Source organism: Microlunatus capsulatus (assembly GCF_017876495.1).
In the GTDB taxonomy this organism is placed as follows: Bacteria; Actinomycetota; Actinomycetes; order Propionibacteriales; family Propionibacteriaceae; genus Microlunatus; species Microlunatus capsulatus.
This window is the reverse complement of the sequence record NZ_JAGIOB010000001.1, coordinates 2,728,629-2,743,472: the sequence shown is the minus strand read 5'-3', so window position 1 is coordinate 2,743,472 and position 14,844 is coordinate 2,728,629. Positions and strand designations below refer to the sequence as shown.

Below are 14,844 nucleotides of genomic sequence, written 5' to 3'. Positions count from 1 at the left end.
CGACGGCCCTCAGATCCCGCGCGCGAAGGCCTGGATGACCAGCAGGATGAAGTTCAGGATGGCCTTCTCCACCGGTCCGCTGGTCACCACCGCGAGCAGCACGCCCGCGATCCCGATCGCGGCGATGATGCCCACCGCCCACTCCGCGCTGACCATGCCGCGCTCACCGCGGCGGGTCACCGTGCGGCCGTCGGCCGTCACCGGCACGGCCACCGCCGTACCGGTCGCCGGACCCGTGCACCGGACACCGGAGCCGGCCTCGTTCGTCGTCGTCATCTGGACCTCCTGGGAGAACTCGCACCCTGTGCGGCAGCCACGTTGGCTGCACCGGGACTCTCCGGAGCGCCAGCCCCGCTGGTGCGTCGCGCGGCTGCGCTGTGCACGACCGGGCCGCCGCCCCCGGGGCTGTGGACGGACGGGGCCCTCACCCGAAGGCGTGGACGACGGCCGAGACGACGGTCGGGACGACCCCGAGCAGCAGGAACGCCGGGATGAAGCACGTCATCAGGGGCAGGACGCTGCGCACGCCCACGCTCCGCGCACGCTGCTGCAGCGCCGCCCGTCGTCGCTCGCGGGCCGCGGCGGCGTGGTGGCGCAGCGCGGCCACGAGCTCGGTGCCCGCGTCGGCCGAGCGGGCGAGCTCCGCCGCCGCCTCCCCCAGCTGCGGGTGGCGGGCGAGCAGCGCCCAGGCCGGACCGTCACCCACCCCGAGCTCGACGGAGCGGAGGACCGTCCCCAGCTCCTCCGCCACGGGCCCGTCGAAGGCCTCGGCCACGACGGCGCAGGCCCCGCGGAGCGGCAGCCCCGACGCCAGCCCGTCGGCCACCAGCTCCAGTGCCTGCGGGACGTCGGCGACCAGCCGGGCACTGCGGACCTGGGCGGCGCGCGGCTCCAGCCCGCCCAGGAGGACGGCGGCGACCACGGCGAGCAGCGGCCACGCGAGGCCGGCCCACCCGCCGAGGTCGAGCAGCCGGGACGCGACCAGGCACACCCCGGCGGCCGCCGCACCGCCGAGGACGAGCCGACGGGCCAGCGGTGGTGCGCCGGGACGACCGCGGAGCGCCCGGCGGACCGGGCCCACGGGTGCGTCCGGCGCGGGCACCGGCCCCGGGCGGATCCGGCGCAGCCCGCCCCGCGGCGGCGTCAGGGCCAGCAGGCAGGCGCCGCCGGCGAGGACCGCCGGCAGCAGCGGGCCGAGGGCGGGGAGCAGCGGCTCCACGGCTAGGCCTGCACCGACGCGGCACGGGCCAGCGCCTCGATCCACAGCACCCCGGTGCAGGCGAGGGCGGTCCCGAGCACGGTGCAGGCCCAGCCAGCCGGGCCCGCGGTCAGCCAGCCGACCGGGTCGCCGCCGAGCAGGTAGCCCATCCCCAGGCCCAGCACGGGGAGGGCGGCCATGAGCTTGCCCGTGGCCCGGGGTGCCGCCAGCTCCCCGCCCACGACGGCCCGCAGCGCCTGGTCGGCGCTCTGCCCGGCCGCCACCTGCTCGAGCGTGCTGCCGAGCGAGGCGCCGCTGCGGCTCGCCACCTGCCAGGCCCGGGCCAGCTCGCGGAGCCCACCGGCTCCCGGACCCGTGGCCTGCCGGAGCCACACCTCGGTGACGTCGCCGCCCAGCAGGAGCGTCTCGTGCGCGGGCCGCAGCACCGGGCAGGCGGCGGCGGCGGTGGCCAGCGCCCGGCTGGGCACCTGGCCGACGCGCAGGTTGGCCGCCAGGACGGTGCAGCCCTGCACGACCTCCGCCGCCGTCCGGTCGGCGGCCCGCCGCGCGAGCGCGAGGACCACCAGCCGGGCCGCGGTGGCCAGGACGAGGGCCCCGGCCACCCCCGGCACGGCGGCGCGCGCGCCGCCCAGCAGACCGGCCAGCACGGGGAGGGCGGCGAGCCCGGCGGCAGCCAGGAGCACCGCCCGTGCGGGCGGGCGCGTCCTCCCGGCCGTCGCAGGCGGAACCGGCGGGGCGGACCTCGACCAGCCCCGCACCGGGCGTGGCACCCCGAGCAGGACGGCGACGACGGCGAGCAGCACGGCGAGCCCGGTCATCGGTCGAGCAGCCTCTCGAGCCGCGCGCTGCCGGGACCCAGCCGCGACCGGCCCCCGGGACCGAAGGTGACCGCCGGTGACGTGCTCGTCAGCCCGGAGCGCTCGTCGCGGACCACCACGTGCACCTCCGCCAGCCGGCGCACCCCGGCCTCGTCGCGCCGGATGTGCAGCACCACGTCCAGCGCGGAGGCGATCTGGGCGTGCAGGGCCGCCCGGCCCAGCCCGCCCAGGGCGCCGAGGGCCTCGAGCCGGGCGGGCACGTCCTCGGCCGAGTTGGCGTGCACGGTGCCGCAGCCGCCCTCGTGCCCGGTGTTGAGGGCCCGCAGCAGGTCGCAGATCTCGGCCCCGCGGACCTCGCCCACCACCAGCCGGTCCGGCCGCATCCGGAGCGCCTGGCGGACCAGCTCGGTGAGGCCGAGCGCCCCGGCCCCCTCGGCGTTGGCCGGCCGGCCCTCCAGCCGGACCACGTGCGGGTGGGCCGGGTCGAGCTCGCGGGAGTCCTCCGCCACGACGATCCGGTGACCGGGCGGCACCAGCGCCAGCAGCGCGCTGAGCAGCGTCGTCTTGCCCGAGCCGGTGCCCCCGCTGACGAGGAAGGCGAGCCGGGCCTCGACGAGACGCCGCAGCAGGGCGGCCGCCCGCGGCCCCATGGCCCCCGAGGCGACGAAGTCGTCGAGGCCGAGACCGCGGCGGGCGGGGACGCGGAGCGACAGGCAGGTGCCGGGCCGGGCCACCGTCGCCAGGACGGCGTGCAGGCGGGTGCCGTCGGGCAGCCGAGCGTCGACGAAGGGCGAGGCGTCGTCGAGCCGGCGGCCCACCGACGCGGCCAGCCGCTGGGCCAGCGCCCGCACCTCGGCGTCGGAGCCGAAGCGGACGTCGGCGGCCTCCAACCCGGCCCCGCGGTCGAGGAGGACCTGCTCGGGACCGTTGACCAGGACGTCGGTGACCCCGGGCAGCCGCAGCAGCGGCTCCAGCGGACCCGCGCCGACGCTGTGCCGGCGCAGCGCCTCCACCGTCTCGACGAGGACGGCGTCGGTGACGAGCCGGCCCTCGGCCCGCATCGCCTCGGCCACGTCGTGCGCGGTGTGCGGGCGGCCGAGGGCGACCAGCCGGGTGCGCAGCGGGTCCAGCTCCACCGGGGCGCTCACGCCCGCACCTCCGCGGGCAGGCACTGCGCGAGCACCGCCCGGGCGGTGCGCGCGAGCACGCTGCGGTCGGACCGGGCGGGCGGCTCCCCCCGCTCGCCCGCGGCGAGCGCCGCCGGGTCGTGCGGCAGCACCCCGGCGCTGCCCAGTCCCAGCGCCTCGGCGGCCGCCGCGCCGGCCAGACCGCTGCGCCGGGCGTGCCGGGTGAGCACCCGCACCGCGGCGCAGGACGGGACGAGCAGCCGGGCCGCCTCGCGCCCCGCCGCCACCCCGCGGACGTCCGCGCGCACCACCAGCAGCACCTCCTCGGCCCGCCGCAGCACCTCGGCGGCACCCGCCGTCGCCTCCCGCGGCAGGTCGACGACCACCAGCGCGTGGCTGCGCAGCAGGGAGAGCAGCACGGCGCCGACCGCCTCCCCCGTGAGCGGGGCGCCGCTGTCGGGGAGCCGCGCCGTGGCCAGCACGTCGACGCCCTCGACCACGGGCAGCTGGCCGTGCAGGTCGCCGAGGAAGCCGCGCGCGCCGCTCAGGCGGGGCCAGCGCCAGCCCTCGTGCTGCTCGGCCCCCAGCAGCAGGTCCAGCCCGCCGCCCCGTTCGTCGAGGTCGACGAGCGCCGCCCGGGTGCCGTCCCGCGCGGCGACCAGCGCGAGGGCAGCGGCGGCCGTTGACGTCCCGACCCCGCCGGAGGCGCCCGTCAGCGCGAGCAGCCGGCCGGACCCCGGCGACCGGCCCGCCAGCCCGCTCACCGCGTCGGCCAGGGCCTCCGCGCCGCTGGGCAGGGTGAGCACGGCCGCCCCCAGGCCCGCGGAGTGCCGCACGGCCGCCGCCGGCGCCTCGTCGTGGCCGACGACCAGCAGCCCCCGACGCGGCGGGAGCCGGAGGCTGGCGAGCGCCGCCGCCAGGTCCGGGCCGACCACGACGAGCGGGGCCGACGCCCAGACGTCGCGGACCTCGGCCGGCTGGTCGAGGAGCCGGGGCTGGACGGCGAGCGTCGCCGTCACGGCGTGCACGCGGGCCAGCAGCTCGGGGTCGGCGGTCACGACGACGGGCGGGGTCGCTCCGGGCAGGTCCATGGCGGAAGTCTGGGCAGCCCGCGGCCTCACCGGGCGCGGACGGGCGGGCCTGTGGACGCGGCCCGGAGGGCGGCGTTTGACCTGTGGACGACGCACCTCCGTCGGCGTCCCCAGGAGCACCGGACGGGCGGCCGACGGCCTCCCCGGGGCATGTCCGGTCAAAGAAGATCCGCGTCCCGCGACCCCTTCCCGCACCCCCCGATCCCGTGTACAACAGAACCCAGGAAAGGACCGCGACGCCGGTGGCGATGAGCCCGGGGCGACGGGCCCGGTGGGTCACCGGGTCAGCCGCAGGGACGCCACCCCCCGAACGGTCGACGGCTCGAGACGGCAGTACCCACGCGGCGATCACCCATCCCTGAGGGGCAGTTGCGATCCAGGTCCACCTGGGCCAACGCGGAGAAACAGCACGCATGGTCGCTCCGGAACCGAGCCCGGCACGGCGCCCGCACCGCGGGCGCCGTGCCAACCCATCTCCCGGTCGCCGGGACCGCCCGCACCCGGCCCAGGACGCACGCTCAGCCCGTCAACGCGGCGAGCTCCGCGGACCGGCCGAGGGCCGTCGTGCAGTGCAGCAGCCAGTCGCGCACCCCCGTCAGGGTCCCGCCGGCGTAGCCGGCCAGCGCGGCGGCGTAGGCCGCTCCCGCGTCCGCGTGCCCGGCCTCGACCGGGACAGCGCCCCGCGGGTCCACCCCGGCGGAGATGAGCACCATGTGCTCGGCCGCCCGGGCCAGCACGGCGTCGGCCGAGCCGAAGGGCGCCAGGTCGGCCAGCTCGGCGTGCACCACCGCGGCGAGCACCACGGCCGACGCCGACCCGGAGCCGGTGAGCAGGCCGGTCAGCCCGGCCAGCCGCTCCGTCGTCGCCGCGTCGCCGCGCACCCGGCCCAGCGCGTCCTCCGGCACCACCCCGCGGGCCACCAGCACGTGCGCGCGGGCCAGCGCCTGGGCGGGGGCGACCCTCAGCGTGGCGGCCAGCGCGGTCAGCTCGGCGGACAGCCGCACGGTGCCGGGGAGCCAGCGGTCGCCGTCCCCGGTGAGTGCGGCGCTCGCCCGCGCCCCGCGGAGCAGCGAGCCGGCCACGGCGTCCGGGCTGAGCCGGCGCTCGCCCCGGTCCCGCAGCACGACGTCGACGGCGGCGAGGGCGGCGGCCACCGCTGAGGGGACGCCCTCCAGCCGCGCGAGATCGGCGAGCGGGTCGGGCACCACTAGAGTCTGCCCCATGACCGACGCGCGCCGGACCCCCTATCCGGAGGCGGCCACCCGCTGGATGGTGGGTGAGCGGCGGGCCCGCGTGCTGGACCTCGGCAGCGGCCGCGGTGGCTTCGCGGCCATGCTGCACGACGCGGGACACGAGGTGTTCGGGCTGGACCGCGAGGTCGGCGCCGTCGCCCACCTCGCCGAGCGGCTGGGCACCCGGCTGCACGTGGCCGGGCAGGTCGAGTCGCTGCCCTACCTCTCCTGCCACTTCGACGTGGTCACGGCCTCCCAGACCCTGCACCGCTTCGCGCCGGGCCTCGCCCTGACCGAGATCGCCCGGGTGCTCCGGCCGGGCGGCCACCTCGCGATCGCCTACAACACCCGCGACGACACGGTGCCGTGGGTCCGCCGGCTCACCGCGCTGATGCGCGACGCCGACCCGCAGGCGATGGCCGGCGACTTCGGCACCGAGGCGGTGCAGTCCCTCACGGAGAGCCCGTACTTCACCGGACTGGAGCGGCGGAACTTCCGCAACTGGGTCCCGATCACCCGGTCCGGGCTGGTGGCGATGGTCCAGCGGCAGCCGTGGGCGGCCGCGCTCAGCGAGGACCGCCGGGCCCGTCTGGTGGCCGACGTCGAGGAGCTGTACGACACCTCAGCCCGCCGCCCCGAGCCGCTGCTGCTGCCGTTCCAGGCGTCCTGCTGGCGCGCCGAGGTCGACCACGCCGGTCTGGTGCTGGTCGAGGACGAGGACGCGCTCGAGATCCGCCTCTGACCGACGGCGGCCCGATCGTGCGTGCCCCGCGCGATGTGTCGTAGGTCACCGTTATGGTGCGTCCACGACTACCCGTGGAGGCCCGATGACGGAGAGCACCACCCCCATCCCCGAGCACGGCGGCCGGAGCCCGCGCAGCGCCCACGAGGACGCCTACGCCGAGATCGCCGCCGAGCCGGACTTCGTCGAGCTGAAGCGCCGCTACCTGCGCTTCGCGTTCCCGGCGACCCTGGCCTTCATGGCCTGGTACATCACCTACGTCGTCGCCAACAACTGGGCGCGCGGGCTGATGGACACCCCGGTGGTCGGCAACATCAACGTCGCCGTGGTGTTCGGGCTGCTGCAGTTCGTCTCCACCTTCGTCATCGCGTTCCTCTACTCCCGGCACGCGACCCGGGCCCTCGACCCGCTGGCCACCCGGCTGCGCGACCGCTTCGAGCAGGGCGGCGACCGGTGAGCGCCCCGCTGCTGCTCCCGCTGGCCGCCGGCGACAACCGCGGGCTCACCATCGGGCTGTTCCTCGTCGTGGTGGCCATCACCCTCGGGATCACCTTCTGGGCCTCGCGGCAGAACAAGACCGCCGCCGACTACTACGCCGGCGGGCGCTCGTTCACGGGCTTCCAGAACGGCCTGGCCATCGGCGGCGACTACATGTCGGCCGCGTCCTTCCTGGGCATCTCCGGCTCCATCGCGCTGTACGGCTACGACGGCTTCCTCTACTCGATCGGCTTCCTCGTCGCCTGGCTCGTGGCCCTGCTGCTGGTGGCCGAGCTGCTGCGCAACTCCGGCCGCTACACGATGGCCGACCAGCTCGCCTACCGGATGCGGCAGACGCCGGTCCGCTCGGCGGCGGCGTCCTCGACCATCGTCGTGTCGATCTTCTACCTGCTGGCCCAGATGGTCGGGGCCGGCAGCCTCGTCGGGCTGCTGCTCGGCGTCAACGACGCCGCGGTCAAGAACCTCGTCATCGTCGGGGTGGGCGTGCTGATGATCATCTACGTCACGCTCGGGGGCATGAAGGGCACCACCTGGGTGCAGATCGTCAAGGCCGTGCTGCTGATGATCGGCACGCTGCTGATCACGATCCTCGTGCTGGCCCAGTTCCACTTCAACCTCTCCGAGCTGCTGGGTGCGGCCGCGGAGAAGTCGGGCAAGGGGGCGGCCTTCCTGCAGCCCGGCCAGCTCTACGGCAAGGACCTGGTCGGCAAGTTCGACTTCCTGTCCCTCGGCCTGGCCCTGGTGCTGGGCACGGCGGGCCTGCCGCACATCCTCATCCGCTTCTACACGACGCCGACGGCGCACGCCGCCCGCAAGTCGGTGCTGTGGGCCATCGGCCTCATCGGCGCCTTCTACCTGATGACCCTGGTCCTGGGCTTCGGCGCGGCGGCGCTCGTCGACACGGGGAAGGGCAGCCAGATCGCCTCCAGCTCGGGCAACGCGGCCTCCCCACTGCTGGCCCAGGCCGTCGGCGGCGGTGAGGGCACCCTCGGCGGGTCGGTCCTGCTGGCCCTGATCTCGGCGGTCGCGTTCGCCACCATCCTGGCCGTCGTGGCCGGGCTGACGCTGACCTCGGCCTCCTCGGTGGCGCACGACCTCTACGCGAGCGTCCTCAAGAAGGGACGGGCCAGCGAGAAGAGCGAGCTGGTCGTCGTCCGGATCGCGGCCTTCGCCATCGGCGCGGTGGCCATCGCGCTGGCCATCCCCGCACAGCGGCTGAACATCGCGTTCCTGGTGGCCCTGGCCTTCGCCGTCGCGGCGTCGGCCAACCTGCCGGCCCTGCTGTTCAACCTGTTCTGGCGGCGCTTCAACACCCTGGGCGCCACCTGCAGCATCTACGGCGGTCTGGTGGCCGCCGTCCTGCTGGTGGTCTTCTCACCCGTCACCTCCGGCACCCCGACGTCGTTGATGCCGAACGCCGACTTCGCCTGGTTCCCGCTGCGGAACCCCGGCCTGGTGTCGATCCCGTTCGGCTTCCTCTGCGGCATCGTCGGGACGCTGCTGAGCCGGGACCCGGAGTCGGAGCGTCGCTACGACGAGCTGTCGGTCCGCTCCCTCACCGGGGCCGGTGCGGAGAAGGCCACCAGCCACTGAGCCGGCTCCCCGCCCGCCGCCGCCCGGGCCCGACCGGCGGCGGCGCGGCGGGAGGCCGCTCGCTAACCTGAGCAGCGCCGGACCGCCGTCCGGAGCGCAGCAGCCGTCGAGGAGGACCAGCGTGAGCGAAGAGGGACTGTCCCACCAGATGCAGGAGGACCGTCGCTTCCCCCCGCCCCCGGAACTGGCCGCGCACGCCAACGTCACCGCGGCCACCTACGCCGAGGCCGACGCCGACGTCGAGGCGTTCTGGGCGGAGCAGGCGCGGCGGATCAGCTGGGAGACCCCGCCCACCGAGGTGCTGGACTGGAGCAACCCGCCCTTCGCCCGCTGGTTCGCCGACGGCCGGCTGAACGCCGCCTACAACTGCCTGGACCGCCACGTCGAGGCGGGCCTCGGCGACCGGGTCGCCTTCCACTTCGAGGGCGAGCCGGGCGACACCCGGACGATCACCTACGCCGACCTGGCCGCCGAGGTGCGCCAGGCCGCCAACGCGCTCGCCGAGCTGGGCGTCGTCGCCGGGGACCGGGTGGCGATCTACCTGCCGATGATCCCCGAGGCCGTCGTGGCCATGCTGGCCTGCGCCCGGATCGGCGCCCCGCACACCGTCGTCTTCGGCGGGTTCTCCGCCGACGCGCTCGCCTCGCGGATCCAGGACTGCGGCGTCGAGGTGGTCATCACCGCCGACGGCGGGTTCCGCCGCGGCAAGCCGTCGGCCCTCAAGCCGTCGGTCGACGCCGCCCTGGAGTCCTGCCCGGACGTGCGGCACGTGCTGGTCGTCCAGCGGACGCACCAGGAGACCCCGATGACCGAGGGGCGCGACCACTGGTGGCACACCTTCGTCGGCGGCCAGCCCACCGAGCACGCGCTGGAGTTCTTCCCGGCCGAGCACCCGCTCTACATCATGTACACCTCCGGCAGCACCGGGAAGCCGAAGGGCATCCTGCACACCACCGGCGGCTACCTGGTCGGCACCTCCTGGACCCACTGGGCGACCTTCGACCTCAAGGCCGAGACCGACGTCTTCTGGACCGCGGCCGACATCGGCTGGGTGACGGGGCACTCCTACCTCGTCTACGGTCCGCTGGCCAACGGCGCCACCAGCGTCATGTACGAGGGCACCCCCGACACCCCCCACAAGGGGCGCTGGTGGGAGCTCATCGACAAGTACGGCGTCACGATCCTCTACTGCGCGCCGACGGCCATCCGCACCTTCATGAAGTGGGGCTCCGACATCCCGGACGGCTACGACCTGTCCTCGCTGCGGCTGCTCGGCTCGGTCGGCGAGCCGATCAACCCCGAGGCCTACGTCTGGTACCGCGAGCACATCGGGCACGACCGGACGCCCGTGGTCGACACCTGGTGGCAGACCGAGACGGGCATGCACATGATCTCGCCGATGCCCGGGGTGACCGTGGGCAAGCCGGGCGCGGCCATGACGCCGGTGCCCGGCGTCAAGGTCGAGGTCGTCAACGACGAGGCGCAGCCCGTCGGGAACGGCGAGGGCGGCTACCTCACCGTCACCCACCCCTGGCCCGCGATGTTGCGCACCCTCTGGGGCGACGACGAGCGCTACGTCGACACCTACTGGTCGCGCTTCCCCGGCATGTACTTCGCCGGGGACGGGGCGAAGAAGGACGAGGACGGCGACATCTGGTTCCTCGGCCGCGTCGACGACGTGATGAACGTGTCCGGCCACCGGATGTCGACGACGGAGATCGAGTCGGCCCTGGTCAGCCACCCGAAAGTGGCCGAGGCGGCCGTCGTCGGCGCCACCGACCCGACGACCGGCCAGGCCGTCGTCGCCTTCGTCATCCTGCGCTCCGAGGCCGGCGACGGCGGGCCCGACGTGGTGCAGGAGCTCCGCAACCACGTGGCCAAGGAGATCGGTGCGATCGCCAAGCCGCGGCAGATCATGGTCGTGGAGGAGCTGCCCAAGACCCGCTCGGGCAAGATCATGCGGCGGCTGCTGCGCGACATCGCCGAGAACCGCGAGCTGGGCGACGTCACCACGCTCACCGACTCCTCGGTGATGGACCTCATCCAGGAGAACCTGGCCGCCAGCCCGGCCAGCGAGGACTGAGCCTGCGGGCGGGGGGCCGGCCGACGGCTCCCCGCCCCCGCCGCTCCGCTCCGTGGCTCCGGTACGACCTCAGGCCTCCGCGCGGCCCTGCCCCTGGTAGACGTCCGGGGTGCCGTCGGCGTCGGCGTCGCGCTCCTCCGCCTCGCAGATCCGCCGGTAGGTCCGGTTGCGCAGCCGAAGGATGACCGCGGCCAGCAGCGCGGCGAGCAGCGAGCCGCAGAGCACCCCGACCTTGACGTGCTCGTCGCGGGTGCTCCCGGCGCCGTAGGCCAGGTCGCCGATCAGCAGGGACACGGTGAAGCCGATGCCGGCCAGCACCGACAGCCCCGCCACGTCGACCCAGCGCAGGTCGGTGTCCAGCCGCGCGCGGGTGAAGCGGGCCATCAGCCAGGTCGAGCCGAGGACGCCGACGGTCTTCCCGACCACCAGCCCGGCCACGATGCCCAGCGCCACCCGGTCCTGCAGCGCGGTCACCAGGCCGTCCAGCCCGCCGACGGTGACCCCGGCGGCGAAGAAGGCGAACACCGGCACGGCGAACCCGGACGAGATCGGCCGCACCCGGTGCTCGAAGTGCTCGGCGAGCCCGGGGCCGGCCTCGGGACCGCCGGCCGCCTGGCTGCGGAGCACCGGCACGGTGAACCCCAGCAGCACGCCGGCCACGGTGGCGTGCACCCCGGACGCGTGGACGAGGGCCCAGGCGGCGGCCGCGAGCGGGAGCAGCAGCCACCAGGAGCGGACCCGGCGCTGGACCAGCAGGCCGAACAGCCCCAGCGGCACGAGGGCGGCGAGGAGCAGCAGCGGCTCGAGGTCGCGGGTGTAGAAGATGGCGATGATGGTGATGGCCAGCAGGTCGTCGACGACGGCGAGGGTCAGCAGGAAGGTCCGCAGGGCGACCGGCAGGTGCGTGCTGATGACGGCGAGCACGGCGAGGGCGAAGGCGATGTCGGTCGCCGTCGGGATGGCCCAGCCCTGCAGGGCGCCGTCGCCCGTGCGCAGGTTGACCAGCACGAAGACCAGGGCCGGGACGGCCATGCCGCCGACGGCCGCGACGACGGGCAGCGCGGCCTTGCGCGGGTCGCGGAGGTCGCCGGCCACGAACTCGCGCTTGAGCTCCAGACCGGCGACGAAGAAGAAGACCGCCAGCAGCCCGTCGGCCGCCCAGGTGCCCAGCGTCAGGTCCAGGTGCAGCGCGGCCGGGCCCACCGAGAAGTCACGGAGGGCGGTGTAGCCGGCCGACCACGGCGAGTTGGCCCAGGCCAGGGCCAGCACGGTGGCGACGAGCAGCAGAGCCCCGCCGACGGTCTCGCGGCGCAGCAGCGCGGTGACGCGGGAGACCTCGGGCCAGGAGCCGCGGCCGAACAGGGTGCCGGGCGGGCGGGCGGGCTGGGGCACAGGGTGCTCCTCGGGTTCAGGGGTCGTCACGGACGTTGCCGACCAGACTTCCCGGCGCACCGCGGGCCAGCCTACCGAGCCGGCGCGGCCCGGCGCGAACGCCGCTGCGGGCACCGCGCGCAGCACGGCGGCTCGCAGACACTAGGCTCACCCGGGACGAGAGGAGCACTCATGGCAGACCAGGGTGTGAGCGACCTGATCAAGGGCATCAGCGACGACGTGAAGCTGTTGGTGCGCGACGAGATCCAGCTGGCCAAGGCCGAGCTGGTCCCGGCGGCCAAGAACGCCGGCATCGGTGCCGGCCTGTTCGGCGCGGCCGGCTACTTCGCCATCTGCGCGCTGTCCGTGCTGTACTTCGCGGCCGCCTTCGCGCTGGCCCAGGTGGTGGACACCTGGCTGGCCTTCCTGATCGTCGGCGTCGCGCTGCTGCTCGTCGCCGCCGTGCTGGGCCTGGTCGGCTTCGTGCTGGTCAAGCGGGTCAAGGCGCCGGAGAAGACCATCGCCAACGCCAACGCGACGGTGGCCGAGCTGAAGGCCGCCGTGCAGCGCGGCAACGCCGCGGCGACGGCCCCGCAGATCGAGGGCCAGGTCGTCAGCAGCCGCGCGATCAGCTGAGACCGGCTCAGCTGAGACCGGCTCAGCTGAGACCGGGGCAGCTGAGACCGGCTCAGCTGAGCTCAGCGGAGGTCGGACCCCCGCGGCCGCAGGGCAGCGGGGGTCAGAACCGCTCGGCCGCGTCCTGCTCGTCGCCGGGGACGGGGAACTCCTCGCCGCTCGCGGTCTCGGGGCCCGGGTCGTCCTCGGTCTCGACGAGCGCCTCGTGGGACGCGCCGCGCGCCTCGTCGATGAGCTGCTCGGAACGCTCCAGCAGGGTGGGGTCGGCGGTCTCGGGCACGTCGGGGCTGTTGTCCGTGGTCACCGGCTCAGCCTCTCACGCGGCTCAGCGCCGGCCGTCGGAACCCAGCCAGGCGTCCATCACCCGGTAGGCGTTGGCGAAGATCGTCAGCACCGGGTTCACCCCGCCGTTGGTGACGTGCAGCGAGCCGTCGACCACCCGCAGGTTGTCGTGCCCCCACACCCGGCCCTCGGGGTCGGTCACCGAGTGCACCGGGTCCGTGCCCATCCGGCAGCTGCCGGCCTGGTGCTGCCCGCTGCTCGGTCCTAGCTCGTCGCCCCGCCGGCCGCCGACGACGACCGTCGACGCCCCGGCCGCGCGCAGCCAGTCCGCCGCCCGCTCGCCGAGGTAGGCCGCCGTCCGGTGGTCCTCGGGGTGCAGCCGGCCGCTCAGCCGGGCCACCGGCAGGCCGAGCCCGTCGGTGACCCGCGGGTCGAGCCGCACCCGCGACTCCGCCGAGGTCACCTCCTGGACCGGGCCCACCACCCGCTGCATGCGCGGCATCAGCCGGTCCATCCCCTGCTGCAGGCCCGTCCCGTGCCGGGGCACCAGGCCGCTCTGCGTCAGGTGCAGGAAGGTGCTGGTCGGGGTGGGCACGAACTCGTTGGCGATCATCCCGCCGCCCACCAGCCGCCCCGTGGCGTCGGTGTTGTGGTGGCGGAAGTCGTTGGTGGCGATGCTCGGGCCGGGCCCCACGTAGTCGTTGACCGGGTCGTCGAAGAGCCCCAGCGCCCCGGCGTAGAGGTGTCCCTGGAGGTGCCGGCCCACCTGGTCGGCGTCGTTCCCCGCCCCGTGCGGCTCGCGGTCGCTGGTGCTGGTGAGCAGGAAGCGCGCCGACTCCACGGCGCCGGCGGAGACGACGACGTCCGCGGCGGCCACCTCGGTGCGCCAGCGGCGGCCCTCGACCTCGGCCACCAGCACGACGCCGGTCACCCGGCCCGCCCGGTCGAAGGTCAGCCGCTCGGCGCGGGTGCCCAGCAGCAGGTGCAGCCGGCCGGTCGCCGCGGCGCGGACCAGCGTCGTGTTGTGGGAGCCGTTCTTGGCCTCGACGGGGCAGGCGAAGCCGACGCACTGCCGGCAGCGGGCGCAGGCGGGGCGGCCGTCGTAGGGCGTCGAGTTCACCGCGAGCGGCACGGCCAGCGTCTGGATCCCCAGCCGCGACCCGGCCTCGGCCAGCAGCCGCGCGGGCGCGGTGAGCGGCATCGGGGGCATCGGGAAGTCCCGTGACCGGTGCGCCAGGGCCGCGTCGCCGGCGGTGCTGCCGCTGACCCCGATCTCCCACTCCGCCCGGCTGTAGAACGGCTCCATGGCGTCGTAGGAGACGGGCCAGTCGGCGAGGGCGCTGCCCTCGGGCACGCCGTAGGTGCTGGCCATGGTGAAGTCCTCGGGCACGAAGCGCCAGGCCTGCGCGCCGTAGACCCGGGTGCCGCCGCCGACGGTGTTGGCGTTGCTCCCCCACCGCGGGTCCCACGGCGAGACGGTCTCGGTCCGGCCGCCGATCTCGAGGGTCCGCGGGTTGCCGCGCGAGGGCACCAGGGTCCGGTGGTCCAGGCCGATGTCGGTCCGGGCGTTGCGCAGGTGGTCCTCGGCGAGGTGGGCCCGGTCGGGGAAGCCGCCGCGCTCGACGACCAGCACGGTCCGGCCGGCCGCCGTCAGCTCGGCGGCCGCCACGCCGCCGCCGGCGCCGGAGCCGATCACCACCGCGTCGTAGCGCTCGCGGACGTCGGCGTGCCCGATGACCGCCCGCCGGTCCTCCGGCGGCACGGCCACGTCCGGCCAGCCGCCGGGCGGGTCGGGCGTCCAGCCGAGCGGCCCCCACGCGTCCGCGACGTTGCCGCCCGAGGCCGGGTCGGCGTAGTAGGCCGCCCCGACGGTGGTCGCGAACCAGCCGACGTCGGGCTCGCCGAGGAGGCCGGCGAGCACCTCCTGCTGCGCCGCGCCGGTCAGGCCGGCGAAGCCGCCGGTCCCGCCGCGCTCCGCCGCGGCCACGTCGAGCCGGTCCAGCACCGCCCCCACCCGCGCGGCCCAGCCGTAGGAGCCGACCGCCTCCGACACCAGGAAGTCCGCGACGCCGACGGCCGAGGCCGCGGGGGTCAGGCCGGCCGGCACCACGGCGTCGACCGCGGCCCGGAGCCGCTCCTGCTGCGCGGGCAC

At 75.7% G+C, this 14,844-nt stretch carries 14 protein-coding genes; 5 read left to right on the top strand and 9 right to left on the bottom strand.

Features of this window, described 5'->3' with window-relative positions; genetic code table 11:
• Nucleotides 1-9: 9 nt before the first annotated feature.
• From JOF54_RS12695 to JOF54_RS12675, 6 genes are all read right to left on the bottom strand, one after another.
• Complete coding sequence (locus JOF54_RS12695; protein WP_210056297.1) at nt 10-276, bottom strand: DUF4244 domain-containing protein; 267 nt, start codon at nt 274-276, stop codon at nt 10-12.
• A gap of 148 nt (nt 277-424) precedes the next feature.
• Nucleotides 425-1,219: a type II secretion system F family protein gene (locus JOF54_RS12690; protein ID WP_210056295.1), complete on the bottom strand. Its 795-nt coding sequence runs from the start codon at nt 1,217-1,219 to the stop codon at nt 425-427.
• A 2-nt stretch (nt 1,220-1,221) separates the two neighbouring features.
• Nucleotides 1,222-2,037: a type II secretion system F family protein gene (locus tag JOF54_RS12685; protein ID WP_210056286.1), complete on the bottom strand. Its 816-nt coding sequence runs from the start codon at nt 2,035-2,037 to the stop codon at nt 1,222-1,224.
• Entirely contained in the window at nt 2,034-3,185 is a 1,152-nt protein-coding gene (locus JOF54_RS21030) for a TadA family conjugal transfer-associated ATPase (protein ID WP_307804114.1), read from the bottom strand. The genes JOF54_RS12685 and JOF54_RS21030 overlap by 4 nt, the downstream gene beginning before the upstream one ends.
• Complete coding sequence (gene ssd, locus JOF54_RS21025) at nt 3,182-4,255, bottom strand: septum site-determining protein Ssd (RefSeq protein WP_245358076.1); 1,074 nt, start codon at nt 4,253-4,255, stop codon at nt 3,182-3,184. The genes JOF54_RS21030 and ssd overlap by 4 nt, the downstream gene beginning before the upstream one ends.
• A 518-nt stretch (nt 4,256-4,773) precedes the next feature.
• Nucleotides 4,774-5,460, bottom strand: a complete 687-nt coding sequence (locus JOF54_RS12675) for an oxidoreductase (protein ID WP_307804113.1) — start codon at nt 5,458-5,460, stop codon at nt 4,774-4,776.
• Between the two features lie 16 nt (nt 5,461-5,476).
• On the opposite strand from JOF54_RS12675, the gene JOF54_RS12670 reads away from it, so the two are divergent.
• From JOF54_RS12670 to acs, 4 genes are all read left to right on the top strand, one after another.
• The gene (locus JOF54_RS12670; RefSeq protein ID WP_210056284.1) at nt 5,477-6,229 is read left to right on the top strand and encodes a class I SAM-dependent methyltransferase; all 753 of its coding nucleotides are present in this window, start codon (nt 5,477-5,479) and stop codon (nt 6,227-6,229) included.
• An 85-nt stretch (nt 6,230-6,314) separates the two neighbouring features.
• Nucleotides 6,315-6,686: a DUF485 domain-containing protein gene (locus JOF54_RS12665; RefSeq protein WP_210056282.1), complete on the top strand. Its 372-nt coding sequence runs from the start codon at nt 6,315-6,317 to the stop codon at nt 6,684-6,686.
• Nucleotides 6,683-8,320: a monocarboxylic acid transporter gene (locus JOF54_RS12660; protein ID WP_210056280.1), complete on the top strand. Its 1,638-nt coding sequence runs from the start codon at nt 6,683-6,685 to the stop codon at nt 8,318-8,320. Before JOF54_RS12665 ends, JOF54_RS12660 begins: the two co-directional genes overlap by 4 nt.
• A 148-nt stretch (nt 8,321-8,468) precedes the next feature.
• The gene (gene acs / locus JOF54_RS12655; protein ID WP_210059532.1) at nt 8,469-10,403 is read left to right on the top strand and encodes an acetate--CoA ligase; all 1,935 of its coding nucleotides are present in this window, start codon (nt 8,469-8,471) and stop codon (nt 10,401-10,403) included.
• 69 nt (nt 10,404-10,472) lie between these two features.
• On the opposite strand, the gene nhaA is transcribed toward acs, so the two are convergent.
• Nucleotides 10,473-11,795 carry a Na+/H+ antiporter NhaA gene (gene nhaA, locus JOF54_RS12650; protein ID WP_210056279.1) on the bottom strand — a complete coding sequence of 441 codons (1,323 nt, stop codon included), beginning with the start codon at nt 11,793-11,795 and terminating at the stop codon, nt 10,473-10,475.
• 171 nt (nt 11,796-11,966) lie between these two features.
• Here nhaA and JOF54_RS12645 point away from each other — a divergent pair, with 171 nt between their 5' ends.
• Nucleotides 11,967-12,410 carry a phage holin family protein gene (locus JOF54_RS12645; RefSeq protein ID WP_210056276.1) on the top strand — a complete coding sequence of 148 codons (444 nt, stop codon included), beginning with the start codon at nt 11,967-11,969 and terminating at the stop codon, nt 12,408-12,410.
• A 103-nt stretch (nt 12,411-12,513) separates the two neighbouring features.
• On the opposite strand, the gene JOF54_RS12640 is transcribed toward JOF54_RS12645, so the two are convergent.
• Together JOF54_RS12640 and JOF54_RS12635 are read right to left on the bottom strand one after the other, a co-directional pair.
• Nucleotides 12,514-12,714, bottom strand: a complete 201-nt coding sequence (locus JOF54_RS12640) for a hypothetical protein (protein WP_210056274.1) — start codon at nt 12,712-12,714, stop codon at nt 12,514-12,516.
• Between the two features lie 21 nt (nt 12,715-12,735).
• Nucleotides 12,736-14,844, bottom strand: a complete 2,109-nt coding sequence (locus JOF54_RS12635; protein ID WP_307804112.1) for a GMC oxidoreductase — start codon at nt 14,842-14,844, stop codon at nt 12,736-12,738.

Bases quoted from the DNA above. Each gene is read 5' to 3' on its own strand.
- JOF54_RS12685 (WP_210056286.1), bottom strand. From the start codon at position 2,037: ATGACCGGGCTCGCCGTGCTGCTCGCCGTCGTCGCCGTCCTGCTCGGG.
- JOF54_RS12670 (WP_210056284.1), top strand. From the start codon at position 5,477: ATGACCGACGCGCGCCGGACCCCCTATCCGGAGGCGGCCACCCGCTGG.
- JOF54_RS12695 (WP_210056297.1), bottom strand. From the start codon at position 276: ATGACGACGACGAACGAGGCCGGCTCCGGTGTCCGGTGCACGGGTCCG.
- acs (WP_210059532.1), top strand. From the start codon at position 8,469: ATGCAGGAGGACCGTCGCTTCCCCCCGCCCCCGGAACTGGCCGCGCAC.
- ssd (WP_245358076.1), bottom strand. From the start codon at position 4,255: ATGGACCTGCCCGGAGCGACCCCGCCCGTCGTCGTGACCGCCGACCCC.
- JOF54_RS12665 (WP_210056282.1), top strand. From the start codon at position 6,315: ATGACGGAGAGCACCACCCCCATCCCCGAGCACGGCGGCCGGAGCCCG.
- JOF54_RS12645 (WP_210056276.1), top strand. From the start codon at position 11,967: ATGGCAGACCAGGGTGTGAGCGACCTGATCAAGGGCATCAGCGACGAC.